Origin of the sequence: Pyxidicoccus fallax (assembly GCF_012933655.1) — a bacterium.
Lineage (GTDB): Bacteria > Myxococcota > Myxococcia > Myxococcales > Myxococcaceae > Myxococcus > Myxococcus fallax.
In genome coordinates this window covers 1-18,108 of the sequence record NZ_JABBJJ010000260.1, presented here as the reverse complement: position 1 = coordinate 18,108, position 18,108 = coordinate 1, and the positions used below count along the sequence as shown (strand labels likewise).

12 protein-coding genes are annotated in these 18,108 nt (G+C 69.9%); 5 read left to right on the top strand and 7 right to left on the bottom strand.

What is annotated here, in order from left to right; translation table 11 throughout:
- On the bottom strand, positions 1-1,814 hold a 1,814-nt coding region (locus HG543_RS38300; protein ID WP_169349875.1), incomplete at its 3' end, for an ABC transporter permease.
- A gap of 312 nt (positions 1,815-2,126) precedes the next feature.
- Here HG543_RS38300 and HG543_RS38295 point away from each other — a divergent pair.
- Positions 2,127-2,702: a HEAT repeat domain-containing protein gene (locus HG543_RS38295; RefSeq protein WP_169349874.1), complete on the top strand. Its 576-nt coding sequence runs from the start codon at positions 2,127-2,129 to the stop codon at positions 2,700-2,702.
- Positions 2,703-2,716: 14 nt separating this feature from the next.
- Here the strand turns inward: HG543_RS38295 and HG543_RS38290 are convergent, their stop codons facing one another.
- The 5 genes from HG543_RS38290 to HG543_RS38270 all read right to left on the bottom strand — a co-directional run bounded on the left by HG543_RS38290 (position 2,717) and on the right by HG543_RS38270 (position 6,233).
- On the bottom strand, positions 2,717-3,223 hold the full coding sequence (locus HG543_RS38290; protein ID WP_246357586.1) for an AAA-type ATPase lid domain-containing protein: 507 nt from the start codon (positions 3,221-3,223) through the stop codon (positions 2,717-2,719).
- A gap of 166 nt (positions 3,224-3,389) precedes the next feature.
- Positions 3,390-3,995, bottom strand: a complete 606-nt coding sequence (locus tag HG543_RS38285; RefSeq protein WP_169349872.1) for a hypothetical protein — start codon at positions 3,993-3,995, stop codon at positions 3,390-3,392.
- Between the two features lie 144 nt (positions 3,996-4,139).
- Positions 4,140-5,087, bottom strand: a complete 948-nt coding sequence (locus tag HG543_RS38280) for a homocysteine S-methyltransferase family protein (RefSeq protein WP_169349871.1) — start codon at positions 5,085-5,087, stop codon at positions 4,140-4,142.
- Between the two features lie 7 nt (positions 5,088-5,094).
- Positions 5,095-5,877: an SDR family NAD(P)-dependent oxidoreductase gene (locus HG543_RS38275; protein ID WP_169349870.1), complete on the bottom strand. Its 783-nt coding sequence runs from the start codon at positions 5,875-5,877 to the stop codon at positions 5,095-5,097.
- 74 nt (positions 5,878-5,951) lie between these two features.
- Positions 5,952-6,233 (bottom strand): hypothetical protein, encoded by a 282-nt coding sequence (locus tag HG543_RS38270; RefSeq protein WP_169349869.1) that lies wholly within the window; start codon positions 6,231-6,233, stop codon positions 5,952-5,954.
- A gap of 155 nt (positions 6,234-6,388) precedes the next feature.
- On the opposite strand from HG543_RS38270, the gene gcvA reads away from it, so the two are divergent.
- From gcvA to HG543_RS38250, 4 genes are all read left to right on the top strand, one after another.
- Positions 6,389-7,312 (top strand): transcriptional regulator GcvA, encoded by a 924-nt coding sequence (gcvA, locus tag HG543_RS38265; protein ID WP_169349868.1) that lies wholly within the window; start codon positions 6,389-6,391, stop codon positions 7,310-7,312.
- 97 nt (positions 7,313-7,409) lie between these two features.
- Complete coding sequence (gene sitA5, locus HG543_RS38260) at positions 7,410-8,774, top strand: SitA5 family polymorphic toxin (protein ID WP_169349867.1); 1,365 nt, start codon at positions 7,410-7,412, stop codon at positions 8,772-8,774.
- Positions 8,771-9,121: a DUF2019 domain-containing protein gene (locus tag HG543_RS38255; protein WP_169349866.1), complete on the top strand. Its 351-nt coding sequence runs from the start codon at positions 8,771-8,773 to the stop codon at positions 9,119-9,121. The genes sitA5 and HG543_RS38255 overlap by 4 nt, the downstream gene beginning before the upstream one ends.
- Positions 9,122-9,183: 62 nt before the next feature.
- Positions 9,184-10,623 (top strand): cytochrome P450, encoded by a 1,440-nt coding sequence (locus HG543_RS38250; RefSeq protein WP_343073539.1) that lies wholly within the window; start codon positions 9,184-9,186, stop codon positions 10,621-10,623.
- 1 nt (position 10,624) lies between these two features.
- On the opposite strand, the gene HG543_RS38245 is transcribed toward HG543_RS38250, so the two are convergent.
- Positions 10,625-18,108, bottom strand: a 7,484-nt coding sequence (locus tag HG543_RS38245) for a non-ribosomal peptide synthetase (RefSeq protein WP_169349864.1), incomplete at its 5' end; no start/stop codon positions are given.

The following is an 18,108-nucleotide window of genomic DNA, read 5'->3' as shown; positions in this document are numbered from 1 at the left end:
TTTCCCACCACCCCCACCACCTGCCCTCCGAAGCGACCCAGGCCGAAGTTGACGCCAATCTCCACGGTACGGCCGATGGGGTCCTCCCCGGGCCAGATGCGCCGGGCCGCCTCTTCGCTGACGAGCACGGCGCGCGTGCCCTCCTCCACGCCGTCCTGGGCCGTGAGGAGCCGGCCGCGCACGAGCGGGATGCGCAGCGTCTCCAGGGCGCCAGGGGTGACGATGCGCACATCCGTGCGCTTCTCCTCCCCCGGGCTCGGCGGCGGCCTGGACAGGTCCCGTATCGTCGAGGTCATGGAGCCTCCAGCCAGGGGCACGTGGAACGCCGCGCCCGCCTGCTTCACCCCTGGCAGGCTCCGCACCCGCTCCAACAGCGTGTCATAGAAGGTCTGCACCGCCGGGCTGGCCCAGGGATACGTGGTCTCCGGGAGTGCCAGGTCGAGCGCCAGCACATGGTCCGCCTTGAAGCCCGGGTCCACCTGCTGGAGCCGGATGAAGCTCTTCATCAGCAGCCCCGCGCCCACCAGCAGCACCACCGCCAGCGCCGTCTCCGTCACGACGAGCAGGTGGCGCGTCCGGTGGCCGCCACCGCCGCCGCCCTTGCCGCTCTCACGCAGGACGCGATTGAGCTCCACGCGGGACGTCTGCAGCGCCGGAACGAGGCCGAAGAGGAAGGAGGTCGCCAGCCCGAGGACGAACGTGAATGCGAGCACCCGGCCATCGATGGAGACCTCCTCCAGCCGGGGGAGGTCGCGAGGAGCCAGCATCACGAGGAGGTCCAGCCCCCAGGCGGCCAGCAGCAGCCCGCCACCGGCCCCCACCAGCGCCAATACCAGGCTCTCCAGCAACAACTGGCGGATGATGCGGCCGCGGCTGGCGCCTAGCGCCAGGCGCACGGAAATCTCTCCCTCGCGGCTCACCGCGCGCGCCAGCAGGAGGTTGGAGAGGTTGGCGCAGGCGATGAGGAGCACCACGCCCACGGCGCTGAGCAACACGAGGAGCGCTGGCTCCACGTCACCCACCAGCTCCTCGCGCAGGGGCTTCAGCTGGGTCGTCAGGCCGGTGTGGGATTCGGGGTACTGCTCCTCCAGGCGCTTCGAAATGGCGCGCAGGTCCGCATCCGCCTGCTCCCGCGTGACGCCGGGCTTCAGCCGACCATAGGCGCTGAGGAAGTGGCCGCCACGGTTCATCGGGTCGATGGCCGAGCCCTCCCAGATGAGCGGAATCCAGAGCTGCGCCTGAGAAGGGAAGGCGAAGCCGGGGCGCGCCACGCCCACCACGGTGTAGGGCTCGCCGCCCACGGTGATGGTGCGCCCCAGGATGCCCGGGTCGCCGCCGTAGCGGCGCTTCCACAGCGTGTGTCCCAGCACCACCACCTTGCTCCTGCCGGGCTGGTCCTCGTCCGCCTGGAATCCCCGGCCGAGCTGGGGCTGCACGCCCAGCACCTGGAAGAACCCCGCAGTCACTTGCGCGCCCTGTAGCCGCTCGGGGTCTCCCCCCGGGCCCGTGAGGCTGAGGTCGGTGGGATCCACGCCGGCCATGCCGCTGAAGGAGCGGTTCTGTGCCTGCATGTCGAGGAAGTCGAGCCCCGAGGACGGCATGGAGCCGCCGCGCTGGCTCACGTGGAGCACGCGCACCAGGTTGTCCGCGTCAGCGAAGGGCAGGGCGCGGAGCAGCACCGCGTTCACCACGCTGAAGATGGCGGTGTTGGCACCCAGGCCCAGCGACAGGGTGAGGACCGCGATACACAGGAAGCCCGGGCTCTTGAGCAGCTTGCGGAAGGCCTGACGGAGATCCTGCCCGACGGTGTCCATGACGGCTCCAGGTGAAGTCGCGAGCACCGCGGGCGCGGGCTCGCCATGGGGCGCCCGGAGAGCAAAGCGGATGCCACCGTCTCCTAGCCGCCGGAGGGGCTCGGCTCAAGGGGAGGGAGACGGTGGACGGCACCTGGGTGTCACGAGGGTTTGACCGGGCCTGGGAATGCCGGTCCCACTTCCGGGAAGGTCGGCCGAGGGCCACCTGGAGAAAAGAGGACCCGGACTGCCAGGGTTCGCGGGTGGGTCCGAATGACGCTAGAGGGCATGGCGAAGCACGGGCCTTCGACTGACGTTCCAGGAAGGGTGTTCATGAAGAAGGTCCGTGTGCCGATGAAGCACGTCCAGGCGGCAGCGCAGCTCGGCTCCATGGCCCTGATGGCGGGTTGGTCGCTGGAGTCGGTGACGGAGGCGACGGACACCCGGCCCTATCAGCTCGTCTGGGTCACCGATGAAGAGGATGAACCGAGCATCATCCGCTTCATCGACGACTTCATGATTGAGGTGCCGTACGCCTACATCGAGAGCGAGACGCCCGAGCACTTCGTCCGCGTCCTCCGGGAGTTCGTGGACGTGTACTCCCAGGAGGAAATCCAGAAGCTGGCGGACTCGGCGGCAACGGCGGAGCAGCTCCAGCTGGCCGTGCGCCTCATGTCGCTGACCGCGCCGCCTGAGTTCGACGCGGCCTTCTTCGAGTTCTTCCGCAAGTGCCTGACGTTCGCGGACGCCATGGTGCAGCGCAAGGCCATCCTCGCCATCGGCTACGTGGGCTGGAAGGAGCTGCTTCCCGTACTGGAGCAGCTCGCGAAGGGCGACCCGGATTCAGAGGTGCGCGACCTGGCGCGAATCGCGCTGGAGGGCTTCGCGAAGCACGGGACCCGCAACTGACGCTCCCGGGTCCGTCAGGAGCGTGGTGCCCTGGAGCGCTGCGATAGCTGGTACTGCCGAGCCTTGAACACGAAGGTCCGCAGCGGCATGCCGATGAGCTGTGCAGCGCGTGTCTGCACTCCCCCGGTGGTCTCCAGGGCCTCCAACATCCTCTGCCGCTCCAGCTCGCGGAGCTCCTCGGAGATGGGACGGAAGGGACGGGGCGCGGGCTCGGTGTCCGCCTGCTCTCCGCTGTTCCGTGCCTCGCGCAGTGACTCGGGCAGAGACGAGGGTTCGAGGATGGGCCCGTTGGAAGTGGCGGCGGCGTACTCCATCGCGTTCTTCAGCTCTCGCACGTTGCCGGGCCAGGAATGGGCGCTCAGCACGCCCATGGTGGCGGCGGAGAGCCGGGGCGCGGGCTGGCCCGCCCGCTCACACGCCTCTTTCAGGAAACGGGTGGCCAGCAGGGGCAGCTCGCGGGGACGGTCTCTCAGGGGTGGCAGCTTCCGTACCCAGCCGGGGCGGCACCGGATCAAGCTCATCGACCCCACCGGCCTCCCGACGCTCGAGATGATGTCCACGGCGTTCGGGCCGAAGCTGGCCAAGGATGACGGCCTCATCAACCTGAAGAAGTGAGCGGGTGACACCGGCGCTTCTCTTCGCGGGAAGTACGGGACGTAGACGGCTCCGAGGCGGCGGGCGGCGAACTCAGAGCCCTTCAGGTACCAGGCCATGTCGGACCAGGAGCTCGCGAATCCGCGCCTCATCCTTCAGGACGATGCGGTACAGCGCCCGGTAGTGGTCGTTCACCCAGAAGTCGAGCACGCGCGTCGCGGTGTCCCGTCCCGCGACGCGCTGCATGGCTGCGTACTCGAGCGCATTGACGAGGACGTGGAGATAGGACGACTCCAGGTCCCTGGCTCCGTCAGGAAAGCCGACGGGCAATGTCGGATAGAGCTCACGCAGCTCGGCCATCGCACGCTGCGTCGCCTCGGCTCTCTCATCGAGGAACCAGTGCATCTCCTCGTGCACGAAGGTCGAGAGCAACTGCATGTCCTGTGCGAGATGCCGTGTGTGCAGTGTCAACACGGGATGACTGTGTGGAATGGCCCGCTCGTCGATCTGGATGGTCCGCGTGTAGAGCCACGGGCTGACATCGAACTGCTCCAACAAACGGCGGAGTTGCTCGCGCGTCTGTTGCTCCGGTACCGAGTCATGCACCAGCGCGATGTCGATTGCAGCCGTCCGCCGCGCTGGGGGCGCGGACCTGCAGCCGAGGCCAATCACCATGAACAGCATCAGGAGTGAGCGCATGGTGGCGCATCATTCCACGAGCCCGAACCGGTTCAATCGCGGTGGGACGGGCAGACCCCTGTCGGACAGATCGACATGACGATTGAACCCATCCGGGAAGCCCAGCTCCAGGCCCGTGCCCACCTTCAGTTGAAGGTCCTGGCGTCAGCCCGTCAGGACGCCGGCGAGCGTTGCGATATGCCGCTCATCGGTGCCACAGCACCCGCCGAGCAGGCGCGTGCCGAGCTCCGCGTGCACGCGGGCCATCTCCCGCGCGAAGGCGTCCGAGGGCTCGCTGTCGAGCTCCGCCCGCCCGTCGAGCTCCTCGGGTGAGAGGCGGGAGGTGTTGGCCTGCAAGCCCACCACGCGCTCGCCGAGTGAGGGCCAGGTCGCCAGCTGGCGCGACATTCCCTCGCGAAAGATGGCGGGGTGGACGCAGTTCACCATGTACGCCGTCGGGCGCGCTCCGGGCAGGGCGTCGATGCGCGCCACGGCCTCGCCCAGCGGTGTGCCGTCGAGCAGCGTCCCGGTGGGGCGCAGGACGAAGCTCAGCAGGAACGGCGCGCCCGTGCGTGCCATCGCCAGGGCGAGGCCCTCGGCCTCCGAGAGGGCTGGAAGCGCCTGGGCCACGAGGAAGTCCACGCCAGCACGCGCGAGCGCCTCCACGTGCGGCGCGTGGAAGACCGCCGCTTCCCCGCGCGGCAGGGCCTCCGCGGGCTGGTAGGCGTCCCCGCGACACCCGACGAGGCCGCCGAGGAAGACGCCTGCGCCCCGGTCGCCGGCCTCGTCGCGCAGGCCCGCCAGCAGTCCCACCGCCTCGCCAAAGACGTCCCGGCCGGCGAGGCCCGCGCGCGCGAGCCGCTCCGCGTTCGCGCGCCACGTGGGCGTGAGGAGGAGGGTGGGCAGGCCATGGCGCAGGCCGATATCGCGGTAGTCGCGGTAGATGCCGGCGAGCGCCTCGCGCCCCTCCGGCCTGAAGAGGAGACCCGCGTTGGCCACGTGAGGGTCCAGCAGTCCCGCGGGGTGGCGGCGCAGGCGCTCGACCACGGAGCCTTCGGCGAGCAGCAGCGGCGCCTCGTGCAGGGCGCGAAGGAACGGTGTCGGCATCATCATCCAAGGGTCAGCTGTACTTGTTGCGTCCCGCCATGACGCCGCCGTCGACATCCCAGATGGCGCCGGTGACCCACGAGGTCTCGTTCGATAGCAGATGGGCGATGGTTTGCGCGACATCCTCCGCGCGACCCACGCGGCCGATTGGATGGAAGCCGTTGAACCCCTGGATCGCACTGTGGACCTGCTCCTTCGGGATGAAGCCTTCGTAGATTGGCGTCTCGACGACCGCTGGCGAAACCGCGTTGACGCGGATGCCATGGCCGGCCAGCTCCATCGCCAGGTGCTGGGTCAGCGAGTGAAGTCCCGCCTTGGCCATCGAATAGGCCGAGGAGGGAGTGGCCTGGATGGCCTGCCTGGCCCACATCGACCCGATGTTGACGATGGCGCCCCCCTTGCCCAGCGCGACCATGGACCTGGCGACGGCCTGCGTGATGAAGAAGATGGCCTTGTTGAGGTCGAGATACAGGTCGTAATCGCCTTCGTCGTGCTCCAGGAAGGCCTTCGGCAGGAAGACGCCCGCGGCGTTGACCAGCAGCGTCGCGTCCGCGTGGTCCCTTTGAAGCCGGGCCAACAGGGCCTGTCTCTCAGGGCCAGAGGTGATGTCCGCTCGCAGGCCGTCCACGGGCCCGAGCGCGGCCAGCTCCGCTACCGCGGCTTGGACCTTGTCGTCTCGATGCCCGATGACGACCGCCCGCCCTCCCTCTTCAAGGACGATTCGGGCTACGGCCTTCCCCATGCCGCTCGTACCGCCCACGACGATGACCTTCTGATTTGTGAATCGCGCACGCATTGAAAGCTCCCGGTTGACGGGTGTTGGGTGGATGTCGGGCTGCCGCGGTCGGCGACGGCCCGACGCGGAAGGTCTCAGGCGGCCTGATAGATGCGGACGTCCGGGGCGGCGTCGAGGAGCGGCTTGAGCGCGGTCACGACGTCGGCGGTGAACAGGCCGGTCTCGAGGTAGGCGCTGGCCTGCTGGGCCGTGTCGAACCCGTGCAGCACCTGCACGTCCTCGTCGCGGACGAGGAGTTCCTTCGACTTCGCGCCGGCGATCGTCTCGAGGAAGGGCGCCTTGTAGCGCTGGTACACGCCAGCGGCGGCGGGGCGGTTGGCGGGAGAAATCTTCAGGGTGATTTGCAGGTAGACCATGGGTGTCCTCCGTCGCTGCTTCTGTGCTACGTGAAAGCTCAGCTATCCCGTCGGCGCAGCTTCGACGGGCATCCTTCAGCCCTGGTATCGTCCCGAGCACGCGCCGCCGCAATCGAGAGTTTCTTGGCCTGCGGCAAAGGAAATCTTGACCGCCCATGAGCGCACCCGAACACCTCAACGCCCTGCGTGCCTTCGAGGCGGCGGCCAGGCACGAGAGCTTTTCCGCCGCGGCCGCCGAGCTCCACGTGACCCCGGCGGCGGTCGGACAGCTCGTGCGAAGCCTCGAGGAGTCGCTCGGCACGCCGCTGTTCCACCGGGGGGCGAGCGGGCGCAAACGGCTCGTCCTCACCGAGGCGGCCCAGCGGGCGCTGCCGGACATCCGTGCGGGATTCGAGCGGCTGAGTGCCGGCGTCGCGCGGCTGAAGGAGGGCTCTTCGACGGGCGTGCTGACCGTGACCGTCAGTCCCGCGTTCGCGGCCAAGTGGATCCTGCCGCGGCTCGAACGGTTCCAGGCCGCGTGGCCGGAACTGGACGTACGGCTCGACGTGTCCACCGAGCTGCTCGACTTCGCCGCGCGCGGCATCGATATCGGCGTGCGCTACGGAGCCGGGGTCTGGCCCGGGCTGACCGCCGAGAAGCTCCTGGGCGAAGAGGTCTACCCCGTCTGCTCGCCCGCGCTCCTGCGACAGAGCCGCCGGATGCGCCGGCCGTCGGACCTGAGTGGCTTGCGGCTCATCCACGACCGGTCCGTGGATGCCCGCTCGGGATTCGCCACGTGGGAGGCCTGGCTCGAGAAGGCGGGCGCGAGGGAAGTCGAGACGAAGCGGGGCTTGCGTATCAACAACTCCGCGGCGGTGCTGCAGGCGGCCATCGACGGGCAGGGCGTGGCGCTGGCCCGCAGCATCATGGTGCGTGACGACCTCGCGGCCGGACGGCTGGTGCGCCTGTTCCCGGAGGTCGAGTTCTCCTCCGTGCTCTCCTACTACGTGGTCTATCGACCCGAGTGCGCCACGCTCCCCAAGCTCGTTGCGTTTCGTGACTGGCTCGTCCGCGAAGCTCGTGAGGCGCAACCCGAATGAGCTGACGACACAGCCCTCCCCGGAGCGATGGGGTCCTGAGCCAGCCCGCTTTTCTGGCGTGGTATGACATGCCGGAAATCAGGGCCGGGAGTGCTGCATGTTGCTGAGATGGCTGTTCCTCCTCGTGTGGGTGGTCCTGCCGGGGTGCAGCGGGCCCACCCGGGTGGTGCGTCTCGACACGGGCCGGAGCTCGCCCGTCGTCCACGTTCCCCGCTCGGAGCAGGCCTCCGAGCCGGTGGAGTTGGATGAGGATGACGTGAAGGAGGCTGTGGCGCGGTTGGCCCGGACTCTTCGCCCGTCTCAGCGGCCCGAGGAGGCGGCGCGGCGCCTGTTCGAGGTGGACTCCCGGAGCGGCTCGTACCTCTTCGACGTGAGGAGCCGGCGCATCACCCCGCTCAGGCCTGGTGAGCACCTGGCTCCCGAGCTGCCCCGGTCCGAAGTCGAGCTGACGCGCTCCTACCTGCGCTGGTGTGAGCGGACCGGGCGCAGCGGAGACTGTCTGGGCCTGCTGAAGGAAGGCCCCGTTGTCATGGGGGATGCGCGCTTCACGCTCGCCCTGGCCCTGGCGAAGGGCGCGGTGCTGGACGAGCTGTGGGAGGCCGTGAAGGACATGGCCCACCCGGAGGCGCTGATGCAGGCGGCGCTCTGGACGGCGGCCACCTACGCGTTGCTCTGGACGGTGCCGGAACCCGCGACCAAAGGCGTGGCGGCGGTGCTCACGGCGGCGCTCATCATCTACGTGGGAGTGGACACGTTCTGGGGGCTCATCCAGGGCTTCCGGCAGTTGATGGCGGAGAGCGACCGGGCCGTGACGTTCGATGAGCTGCGCGAGGCGGGGGAGCGCTTCGGAAAGGTGATGGGCCGGAACGCGGCGCGGGCGTTCGTGATGCTGGCGACCGCGGCCATCGGGAGTACGGGTGCCACGCTGGGGACGACGGTGCGGGGATTGCCCGGAGCTGCGCAGGCCGCAGTGAGGGCCGAGGCTCAAGCCGGCGTGGTGTACACGGCGGTGGGGCAGGTCGAGACGGTTGCCGTCGCCGCGGACGGCTTCACATTCGCCCTCGCACCTGGGGCCGTGGCGATGTCATCGAGTGGCACGGGCACGGCATGGGCTGCGACAGGCACGCGGCCGGCTTCATTCCACGCATGGAAGTCCATGAGTGGCTTCAAGTATGCAATGGGCGCAGCCGGCCCTGGAAAGCAGTGGCATCACATTGTCGAGCAGACGCCTGGCAACGTGCGGCGATTTGGGCCAGAGGCATTGCATAACACTGAAAACGTCATCCCCCTGGATGAGGCATTGCACACGCGTGTGAGCGCCTTCTACTCGTCCAAACAGCCTGAACTCCTCGGCACCTCGAGTCTCACCGTGCGACAGTGGCTGAGCACGCAGTCATACCAGGCTCAACGGGAATTCGGCCTATTGGCTATTGAGAATATTCAAAAGGGCATCTGGAAATGACCTTGGAGGAACTTGTAAATCAGTTTGCAGAAAATGTGGCGGCTCAGACGGATGCAATCTGGCGCGGAGATGCCAAGACTGGAAACAAGCACGCAAGGAAGTATATCTCCGCGTTCGACAAGCTCCGCGATCATGGAGATAACGGCCGTGAGGCTCTGACGGTGCTATTCAATCATCCGCGCATGGATGTTCGTGTCATGGCTGCCGCCTACCTACTTCGCTACCGGACGAATGAGGCCATCGCTGTCTTGGCTGAGGCAGCCAAGGGCGAGGGGTTCGTACCTTTCAAGGCAGGGCAGGCCCTGAAACGCTGGGAGGAGGGCACCTGGGCCCTCGATCCGGAGTAGCGCGTTGGCCGTATTCGTCGCGGCCCCAGGGGCATGCCCACGCTCGATGACTTCCCGGTCGCATGTTACGTTCGGGATACCAGCCAATCCTCCCTGGCCACCCGGACGACTCCCGGGTTCTTCTCGTCATGGCTCGACCTCACCATCCCCCCGGCCCTTCCATGGCCTCGCTGATCTGGCACATGGTGACCAGCGGCGGGGACCTCGACAGCTTCCTCTGGCGCTCGTTTCAGCGGTACGGAGACGTCGTCCTGTTGCCGTTCCCGGGCAGGCCGCACTACCTGCTCAGCAACCCCGACGTCATCAAGCACGTCCTGGTCGACCAGGGGGTGACGAACTATCCCAAGCCCGCTGCCCCCCGGGGCGCCCTCTTTGGCGAGGCACTGACGACCAGCAGCGGGGCCACCTGGAAGCGGCTGCGCCGGATGACCCAGCCGGCCTTCCTCCGTGGGCGGCTGCTGTCCCAGGTCCCCCGGATGGTGGAGACGCTGCAGCGGGTGCTCGACCAACGCTGGGAGCCGTACCTGCGCAGCGGAGCACCCATGGATGTCGTCCGCGAGATGTCGTGGGTCCTCATCTCCGTCATGGGCCAGCTGGTCTTCTCCGAGGAGCCACCGGAGGACATCCGCGAGGCGGTGTGGGACCTCACGGCGTCGTCCATCGCACCCCGCCCGCTGCTGGCGCATCTGCCCTTCGTCCCCCCGTCGCTGATGCGCTGGGACCACCGCCGACGGCACCCGCGGGCGCGGTCGGCGGTGCTCCGCGTCAACGACTTCGCCTGGGAGACGGTCCGCCGGCGGATGGCGCAGCCGGCGCAGCAGGAGGACATGCTCGGCGTGCTGATCGACGAGCGCGACGACAAGGGCGAGCGGCTGAACGAGCGGGAGCTGCATGACGAGTTCGTCGACCTCTTCGTCGCGGGACACTCCTCGGCGGGCATCGGCATCGCGTGGATGTGGTACTGCCTGGCGCAGCACCCGGAGATTGCCTCGCGGACGGCGGCCACGGTGGAGCGGGTCCTGGGAGGACGGACTCCCACGGCCGAGGACCTGCCCGGCCTCCAGTACGTGAGCCAGGTCTTCAGCGAGACGATGCGCGTCCACTCCGTGGCCACGGACATCAGCCGCGTCGCCATCAAGGAAGACTCGATTGGTGGCTTCGACATCCCGGTCGGCACCTCGGTGACCATCAGCCCCGCCCTCATGCACCGGCTGCCGAAGTACTGGAGGAACCCGGACGCCTTCGACCCGGAGCACTTCTCCGACGAACAGGTGCAGGCACGGCCACGGTTCGTCTACATGGCCTTCAGCGCCGGGCAGCGCGTGTGCATCGGGGCGATGCTGGCCTCCACCATTGCCACGCTCTTCGCGGCGCTGGTGCTCCAGCGCTACCGGCTGGAGCTGGTTCCCGGCAAGAAGGTCGTCCCCTCCACGGGCGGCACGCACTACCCGAAGAACCTCTGGATGCGGGTGCTGGCCAAGCCCGCGGCCAGCACCCCTTGAATCATCCAGCCAGCAGCGCCGCGAGGTGCTCCGCCAGCACGTGCACGCCCGGTTCGCGCAGCAGGCTGTAGTGGTTGCCGGGCACCTCCTGTAGCCGCAGCCCGCCCGTGGCGAGGGCCGCCCAGCCGCGGTCCACAGCCCGGGCGGGGTTCCCCGCGTCTTCCGTGGCGCGGAGCATCGTGACGCGGCCGGCGAAGGGGCCGGGCACGTAGCGCGCCAGGGCGCGGAGGTTGCCGGCGAAGACCTCGAAGAGGGTGCGCAGCTGCGGCAGGCCGACCTCGGGGACGAGCAGGCCCGCCTCGCGGCCCGCGTCCAGCAGGCGCTGGAGCATGGTGTCCACGTCCTGGCGGCCCTGCGGCTCGTCCGGGCTCCACGCGTCCCTCGCGGCGAGCCCCGCCATGTCCCTGGCGAAGTGCGCCACCAGCTGGGCGGCATCCTCCGTGTCCACCCGCACGCGGTCCGCCGTGGCCGGGCTGGGGTCGATCAAGGCCAGCAGCTCCACGGCTTCTCCGCGGGCATGGAGCTGGCGGGCCATCTCGAAGGCCACCACCGCGCCCATGGACCAGCCGCCGAGCCGGTACGGCCCCCGGGGTTGGATGGCGCGGATTGCCTCGAGGTAGAGCGCGGCCATCTCCTCGATGGATTCCAGCGAGGGCTGCTGCCCGTCGAGCCCTTGGGACTGAAGGCCATACACCGGCTGGTCCGGGCCGAGCCGCCGGGCGAGCCGCGCATAGCCGAGGACATTGCCTCCCACGGGGTGGACGAGGAAGAGCGGCCGCTGGCTGCCGTCCCCCTGGATGGGGACCAGGGGCGAGAAGGGCGCGGGAAGCTGCCGCAGCAGGGAGGCAAGCCCCTCCACGGTGGGGGCCTGGAACAACGAGGCCAGCGGCAACGTGCGCCCGGTGCGCTCGCGGATTCGGGCCATGAGCTGCACGGCGAGCAGCGAGTGGCCGCCCAGCTCGAAGAAGTTGCCGCGGATGCCCACGGGCTGGATGCCGAGCAGCTCCTCCCAGATTCCGGCCAGCATGTGCTCGAGCACGTCGCGCGGAGCGGTGGTGTCGTGCCGCGCGGTGACGAGGACGCGGTCGGGAGCGGGCAGGGCCCCGCGGTCCACCTTGCCGTTGGGGGTCAGCGGCAGGGCCTCCAGCAGGACGAAGGCCGAGGGCACCATGTACTCGGGCAGGCTCTTGCGCACGTGGGTGCGCAGGGCGTCGGCGTCGGCGGACTGGCCGGAGGAGGGCACTACGTAGGCCACCAGTCGCTTGTCGCCGGGCACGTCCTCGCGCACCAGCACGACGGCCTGGTGCACGGCGGGGTGCAGGGCGAGCGCGGCTTCGATTTCGCCCAGCTCGATGCGATAGCCGCGCAGCTTCACCTGGAAGTCGGTGCGGCCCAGGTACTCCAGGGTGCCGTCCTCCCGCCAGCGCACCTTGTCACCGGTGCGGTACATGCGCGCGCCGGGCGTGGCGCTGAAGGGGTCGGCCATGAAGCGCTCGGCGGTGAGGGACGGGCGACGCAGGTAGCCGCGGGCCAGGCCCGTGCCGGAGATGAACAGCTCTCCCGGTACGCCCACGGGCACTGGCCGCAGGTGCGCGTCCAGCACGTACGTGCGCACGTTGGCCAGCGGCCCGCCGATGGTGGGCCGGGTGCCGGGCAGGACGGCGAAGGCGGTGGAGTCCACGGTGCACTCGGTGGGGCCGTAGACGTTGAAGGTGCGCGTGCGAGGCGCGGCGGCCAGCTGCTGCCACAGCGCTTCATCGATGGCCTCGCCACCGGGCACCAGCAGGCGCGGCGCGGCGGCATCCTGGAGGAGCCCGGACTGCACCAGCAGCCGCAGCAGCGAGGGCGTGCCGTCGAGCACGTCCACGCCCTGGCTCCGCACCCACTGACGCATGGCTTGCGGGTCCTGGCGGGTGTCCTCGGGGACGATGCACAGGCAGTGACCGTCGAGGAGCTGGACGAGCTGCTTGACGGAAGCATCGAAGGCCAGCGGCGCATTGACGCTCACCCGCAGGCCGGAGGGCTGGCCGGCATACACCGTGCGCGCCAGGGCATGACGCAGGTTGAGCACCGAGCGGTGCTGAATCATGACGCCCTTGGGCGTGCCGGTGCTCCCGGAGGTGTAGATGACGTAGGCGAGGTTGTCCGGGCCCGCCACCGGGGCCGGGTCGTGCGAGGGCCTCGAGGCGAGCTGTGAGGCCTCGGTGTCCAGGCAGAGCACGTGGGCACCCGTGGGCTGCCAGCCGGACACCAGGGCGCTCCGGGTGAGCAGCACGGGCGCACCGCAGTCCTGCAGGGTGAGGGTGCGGCGCTGGAGGGGCCAGGCCGGGTCCAGTGGGACGTAACCGCCACCGGCCTTCATGATGGCCAGCAGCGCGACGATGGCCTCGGTGGAGCGCTCCAGGCAGAAGGCGACAGGCACGTCGGGTCCGACGCCCAGCTCGCGCAGGTGGTGCGCCAGCTGGTTGGCGCGAGCGTTGAGCTGACCGAAGGAAAGGACGTCCTCTTCGAAGCGCACGGCGGGCGCGCTGGGGGTGAGGTCGGCCTGGTGCTCGAAGACCTGGTGGAAGGTGGAATCCACCGGGCAGGGGGCCACGGTGTCATTCCAGGCCTGGAGGACCTGCTGGCGCTCGGCCGGGGTGAAGAGGGCCAGGTCCGACAGGGGCGCTTCGGGATGGGCGGCCACGTCCTCCAGCAGCACCTGGAGGTGGGCCACCATGCGCGCCGCGGTGGCCTGGGTGAACAGGTCCGCGTTGAACTGGAGCTGGCCGACAAAGCCCTCGGGGGACTCGATCAGGCCGAGGTTCAGCTCGAACTTGGCGGCGGCGGAGCCCTCGGTCTCCAGGGGCCGCAGGGCCAGCTCGGAGGCGGCGAGCTGCCGCATGGGCGTGTTCTGCAGGACGAAGAAGGCCTGGAACAGCGGCGAGCGGCTCAAGTCGCGCTGGGGCTGTAGTTCCTCCACCAGCTTCTCGAAGGGGACGTCCTGGTGCTCGTAGGCGCCCAGCGTCGTCTCGCGCACGTGGGACAGCAGCGCGCGGAAGGAGGCACGGGAGTCAATCCTCGCGCGCAGCACGAGCGTGTTGACGAAGAAGCCGATGAGGCCCTCGGTCTCGGCGTGGCGGCGTCCGGCGATGGGCGAGCCGACGACGACATCCTCCTGGCCGGAGTAGCGCGAGAGCAGCAGCTGCCAGGCGGCCAGCAGCAGCATGAACGGGGTGGCACCCTCACGCTGAGCCAGGGCCTTGAGCGACTCGCTCAGCGGGCGAGGCAGGTGCACGGGCACCGCGCCGCCGCGGTGCGACAGCACGGGCGGGCGGGAGAAGTCGGTGGGCAGCTCCAGGGCATGAGGGGCTCCGGCGAGCCGCTGCTTCCACCAGCCCAGCTGCCGCTCCAGCGCCTCGCCCCGCAGCCAGTCACGTTGCCAGAGGGCGTAGTCGGCGTACTGCACCGGCAGCTCGGGCAGGGGCGAGGGCCGGCCCTGGGTGAACGCCTCGTACAGCATGGCCATCTCGCGGACGAGGACGCCGTTGGACCAGCCGTCGGAGATGATGTGGTGGAGGTTGAGCAGCAGCACGTGCTGCTGCTCGGCCAGGCGCACCAGCGTGACCCGGAGGAGCGGGCCGGTGGCCAGGTTGAAGGGCCGCGCGAGTTCCTCCAGGACGAGGCGGCGGGCTTCTTCCTCACGGTCCTCCCGTGCACCCAGGTCCACCCGCGGCAGGTGGAAGGGTGCGGGAGGATGGATGAGCTGCACGGGCTGGCCGGCCTCGGCGTGGAAGGTGGTGCGCAGCGACTCGTGGCGGCGCACCAGTTCTCCGAAGGCGCGCTCCAGGGCGGAGACGTCCAGCGGGCCTTCCAGCCGCAGGGGCATGGGGATGTTGTAGAGGGCGCTGCCCGGCTGGAGCTGGTCGAGGAACCACAGGCGCTGCTGGGCGAAGGACAGCGGCGGGTGACCCTCACGTGGCATGGGCCGCGGCGCGGGGAGGCCGGTGGAGTGGCTGGCCTTCTCCACCAGGAGGGCGAGCCGCTCCAGGGTGGGTGCCTCGAACAACGCGCGAAGTGGCAGCTCCACGTTGAAGCTGGAGCGGATGCGGGCCACCACCTGTGTGGCCAGCAGCGAGTGGCCGCCCAGGGCGAAGAAGTCGTCGTTGCGTCCCACCTTCTCGACGTGCAGCACCTGGGCCCAGATGGAGGCGAGCAGGAGCTCGGTGGACGTACGCGGGGCGGCGTAGGTGGCGGAGGTCAGCGCGGACGCGTCCGGTGCTGGCAGGGCCCCGCGGTCCACCTTGCCGTTGGGAGTCAGCGGGAAGGCGTCCAGCGGGACGAAGACCGGGGGCACCATGTACTCGGGCAGCCGTTGCTGGAGGAAGGCGCGCAGGGTGGTGGAGTCGGGCGCGGCATCCGCGTGGGTGAAGTACGCCACCAGGCGCGGGTGGCCCGGGGAGTCCTCGCGCACCAGCACCAGGGCCTGGCGCACCGCCGGGTGCTGCGAGAGGGCCGCTTCGATTTCGCCCAGCTCGATGCGATAGCCGCGCAGCTTCACCTGGAAGTCGGTGCGGCCCAGGTACTCCAGGGTGCCGTCCTCCCGCCAGCGCACCTTGTCACCGGTGCGGTACATGCGCGCACCGGGCGTGGCGTTGAAGGGGTCGGCCACGAAGCGCTCGGCGGTGAGGGCCGGGCGGCGCAGGTAGCCTCGGGCCAGGCCAGCGCCGGAGATGAACAGCTCTCCCGGCACGCCCACGGGCACCGGCCGCAGGTGCGCGTCCAGCACGTACGTGCGCACGTTGGCCAGCGGCCCGCCGATGGTGGGCCGGGTGCCGGGCAGGACGGCGAAGGCGGTGGAGTCCACGGTGCACTCGGTAGGGCCGTAGACGTTGAAGGTGCGCGTGCGAGGCGCGGCGGCCAGTTGCCGCCACAGCGCTTCGTCGATGGCCTCGCCACCGGGCACCAGCAGGCGCGGCGCGGCGGCATCCTGGAGAAGCCCGGACTGCACCAGCAGCCGCAGCAACGAGGGCGTGCAGTCCAGCACGTCCACGTGGTGGCGGCGCAGCCACTCGCGCATGGCCTCCGGGTCCTGGCGGCTCGCTTCCGGAACGATGCAGAGGCAGTGACCGTCGAGGAGCTGGACGAGCTGCTTGACGGAAGCATCGAAGGCCAGCGGCGCATTGACGCTCACCCGCATGCCGGAGGGCTGGCCGGCATACACCGTGCGCGCCAGGGCATGACGCAGGTTGAGCACCGAGCGGTGCCGCACCATGACGCCCTTGGGAGTACCGGTGCTGCCGGACGTGTAGATGACGTAGGCGAGGTTGTCGGCCGAGGCGGAGGGTGCCGGGTCGTGCGAGGGCAGCGAGGCAGGCAGCGCGTCCGCCGAATCGAGGCTCAGCACGTGCGTCCCCGCCGGTGCCCAGGAGGAATCCAGGCGTTGCTGGGTCAGCAGCACGGACGCGGCGCAGTCCCGAAGGGTGAAGCCCAGCCGCTGCGTGGGCCAGGCGGGGTCCAGCGGCACGTAGGCGCCACCGGCCTTCATGACGGCCAGCAGGGCCACCACCATCTCCACGGAGCGCTCGAAGCAGAGGGCCACGGGGACATCCGCCCCCACGCCGAGCGCGCGCAGGTGGTGCGCCAGCTGGTTGGCGCGCGTGTTGAGCCCGGCGAAGGAGAGGACGGACTCCTCGAAGGAGACAGCAGGCGCGGCCGGAGTCCTGGCGGCCTGGAGCTCGAAGGCGTGGTGGAAGCAGGACTCGGGCGTGGCGTCGGAAGCCGTGTCGTTCCAGGCGCGCAGCACCTGTTGGCGCTCGCCGGCCGTTAGGAGGCTCAGCTCGGACAGGCGCACGTCCGGTGTCGAGACGAGGGTCTCCAGCAGCACCTCGAGGTGTCGCACCATTCGCCGCGCGGACGCCTCCGCGAAGAGGTCCGCGTTGAACCGCAGCTCACCGAGGAAGCCCTCGGAGGTCTCGGCCAGGTTCAGGCTGAGCTCGAACTTGGCGGCCTCGGTGTCCTGGGCTTCCAGGGGCCGGAACGACAGCGAGGGCAGGTGCGCCTCCCGCACCGGCGTGTTCTGCAGGACGAAGAGGACCTGGAACAGCGGTGAGCGGCTCAGGTCGCGCGCCGGCTGCAGCGCCTCCACCAGCTTCTCGAAGGGCAGGTCCTGGTGCTCGTAGGCCCCGAGCGTGGTCTCCCGCACCTGGCGCAGCAGCGCCAGGAACGAGAGGTGGCCCTCCGGCCGGGAGCGCAGCACCAGCGTGTTGACGAAGAAGCCGATGAGGCCCTCGGTCTCCGCATGGCGGCGGCCGGCGATGGGCGAGCCGATGACGACGTCCTCCTGGCCCGAGTAGCGGGACAGCAGCAGCTGGAAGGCGGCCAGCAGCAGCATGAAGGGTGTGGCCCCCTCGCGCTGCGCCAGCGCCTTGAGCGGCTCGCTCAGCGGGAGGGGCAGCCGCACCGGCACCGTGGCGCCGCGGTGCGAGAGGACGGGGGGACGTGGGAAGTCCGTGGGCAGCTCCAGGTGCGGTGGCGCGCCGGACAGCTGCTGTCTCCACCAGCCGAGCTGCGCCTCCAGCACCTCTCCCCGCAGCCACTCGCGCTGCCAGACGGCGTAGTCGGCGTACTGGACCGGCAGCTCCGGCAGGGGAGAGGGCAGGCCCGCGGCGAAGGCTTCGTAGAGGGTCGCCACCTCGCGCACCAGCACCCCCATGGACCAGCCGTCCGAGACGGCGTGGTGCAGGTTGAGCAGCAGCGCGTGCTGGTGCTCCGAGAGGCGCAGCAGGGTGGTGCGCAGCAAAGGCCCGGTGGAGAGGTTGAAGGGGCGCAGGGCGTCCTCGGACGACAGGCGCTGGGCCTCACCCAGGCGCTCGGCCTCGGGCAGGTCCATCAGGTCCACCACCTCGAGGCGCAGGGGCGCGGGTGGGTGGATGCGCTGCGACGGCTCACCGGCGTCGGCATGGAAGGTGGTGCGCAGCGACTCGTGGCGGCGGAGCAGCTCCGAGAAGGCGCGCTCCAGTGCCGGCAGCTCCAGGCGGCCCTCCAGCAGCAGGGCCGTGGGGATGTTGTACCGCACGCTTCCGGGCTCGAGCTGCTCCAGGAACCACAGGCGCTGCTGGGCGAACGACAGCGGCAGCGCGCCGCTTCGAGGCACGGGCAGCAGCGGAGGCAGCCCCGCGCCATCACGCCGCCGCCGGGCGTCCTCGATGCGCAGGGAGAGCGCGGCGAGGGTGGGCGCCTCGAAGAGGGCGCGCAGGGGCAGCTCCACATCGAACGTCGCGCGCACGCGCGAGACGACCTGGGTGGCCAACAGGGAGTGGCCTCCCAGCTCGAAGAAGTTGTCGCGGCGGCCCACCTTCTCCACGCCCAGCACCTCGGCCCAGAGCGTGGCCAGCCGCGCCTCGGTGGCGCTGGCGGGCGGCTCGAAGTCCGCGGTCGGGGAGGAGACCTCGGGGGTGGGCAGGGCCTTGCGGTCCACCTTGCCGTTGGGCGTGAGGGGGAAGG

Bases quoted from the DNA above. Each gene is read 5' to 3' on its own strand.
- HG543_RS38255 (WP_169349866.1), top strand. From the start codon at position 8,771: ATGACCTTGGAGGAACTTGTAAATCAGTTTGCAGAAAATGTGGCGGCT.
- HG543_RS38270 (WP_169349869.1), bottom strand. From the start codon at position 6,233: ATGGTCTACCTGCAAATCACCCTGAAGATTTCTCCCGCCAACCGCCCC.
- HG543_RS38295 (WP_169349874.1), top strand. From the start codon at position 2,127: ATGAAGAAGGTCCGTGTGCCGATGAAGCACGTCCAGGCGGCAGCGCAG.
- sitA5 (WP_169349867.1), top strand. From the start codon at position 7,410: ATGTTGCTGAGATGGCTGTTCCTCCTCGTGTGGGTGGTCCTGCCGGGG.
- HG543_RS38290 (WP_246357586.1), bottom strand. From the start codon at position 3,223: ATGAGCTTGATCCGGTGCCGCCCCGGCTGGGTACGGAAGCTGCCACCC.
- gcvA (WP_169349868.1), top strand. From the start codon at position 6,389: ATGAGCGCACCCGAACACCTCAACGCCCTGCGTGCCTTCGAGGCGGCG.
- HG543_RS38280 (WP_169349871.1), bottom strand. From the start codon at position 5,087: ATGATGATGCCGACACCGTTCCTTCGCGCCCTGCACGAGGCGCCGCTG.
- HG543_RS38250 (WP_343073539.1), top strand. From the start codon at position 9,184: ATGTTACGTTCGGGATACCAGCCAATCCTCCCTGGCCACCCGGACGAC.
- HG543_RS38285 (WP_169349872.1), bottom strand. From the start codon at position 3,995: ATGCGCTCACTCCTGATGCTGTTCATGGTGATTGGCCTCGGCTGCAGG.
- HG543_RS38275 (WP_169349870.1), bottom strand. From the start codon at position 5,877: ATGCGTGCGCGATTCACAAATCAGAAGGTCATCGTCGTGGGCGGTACG.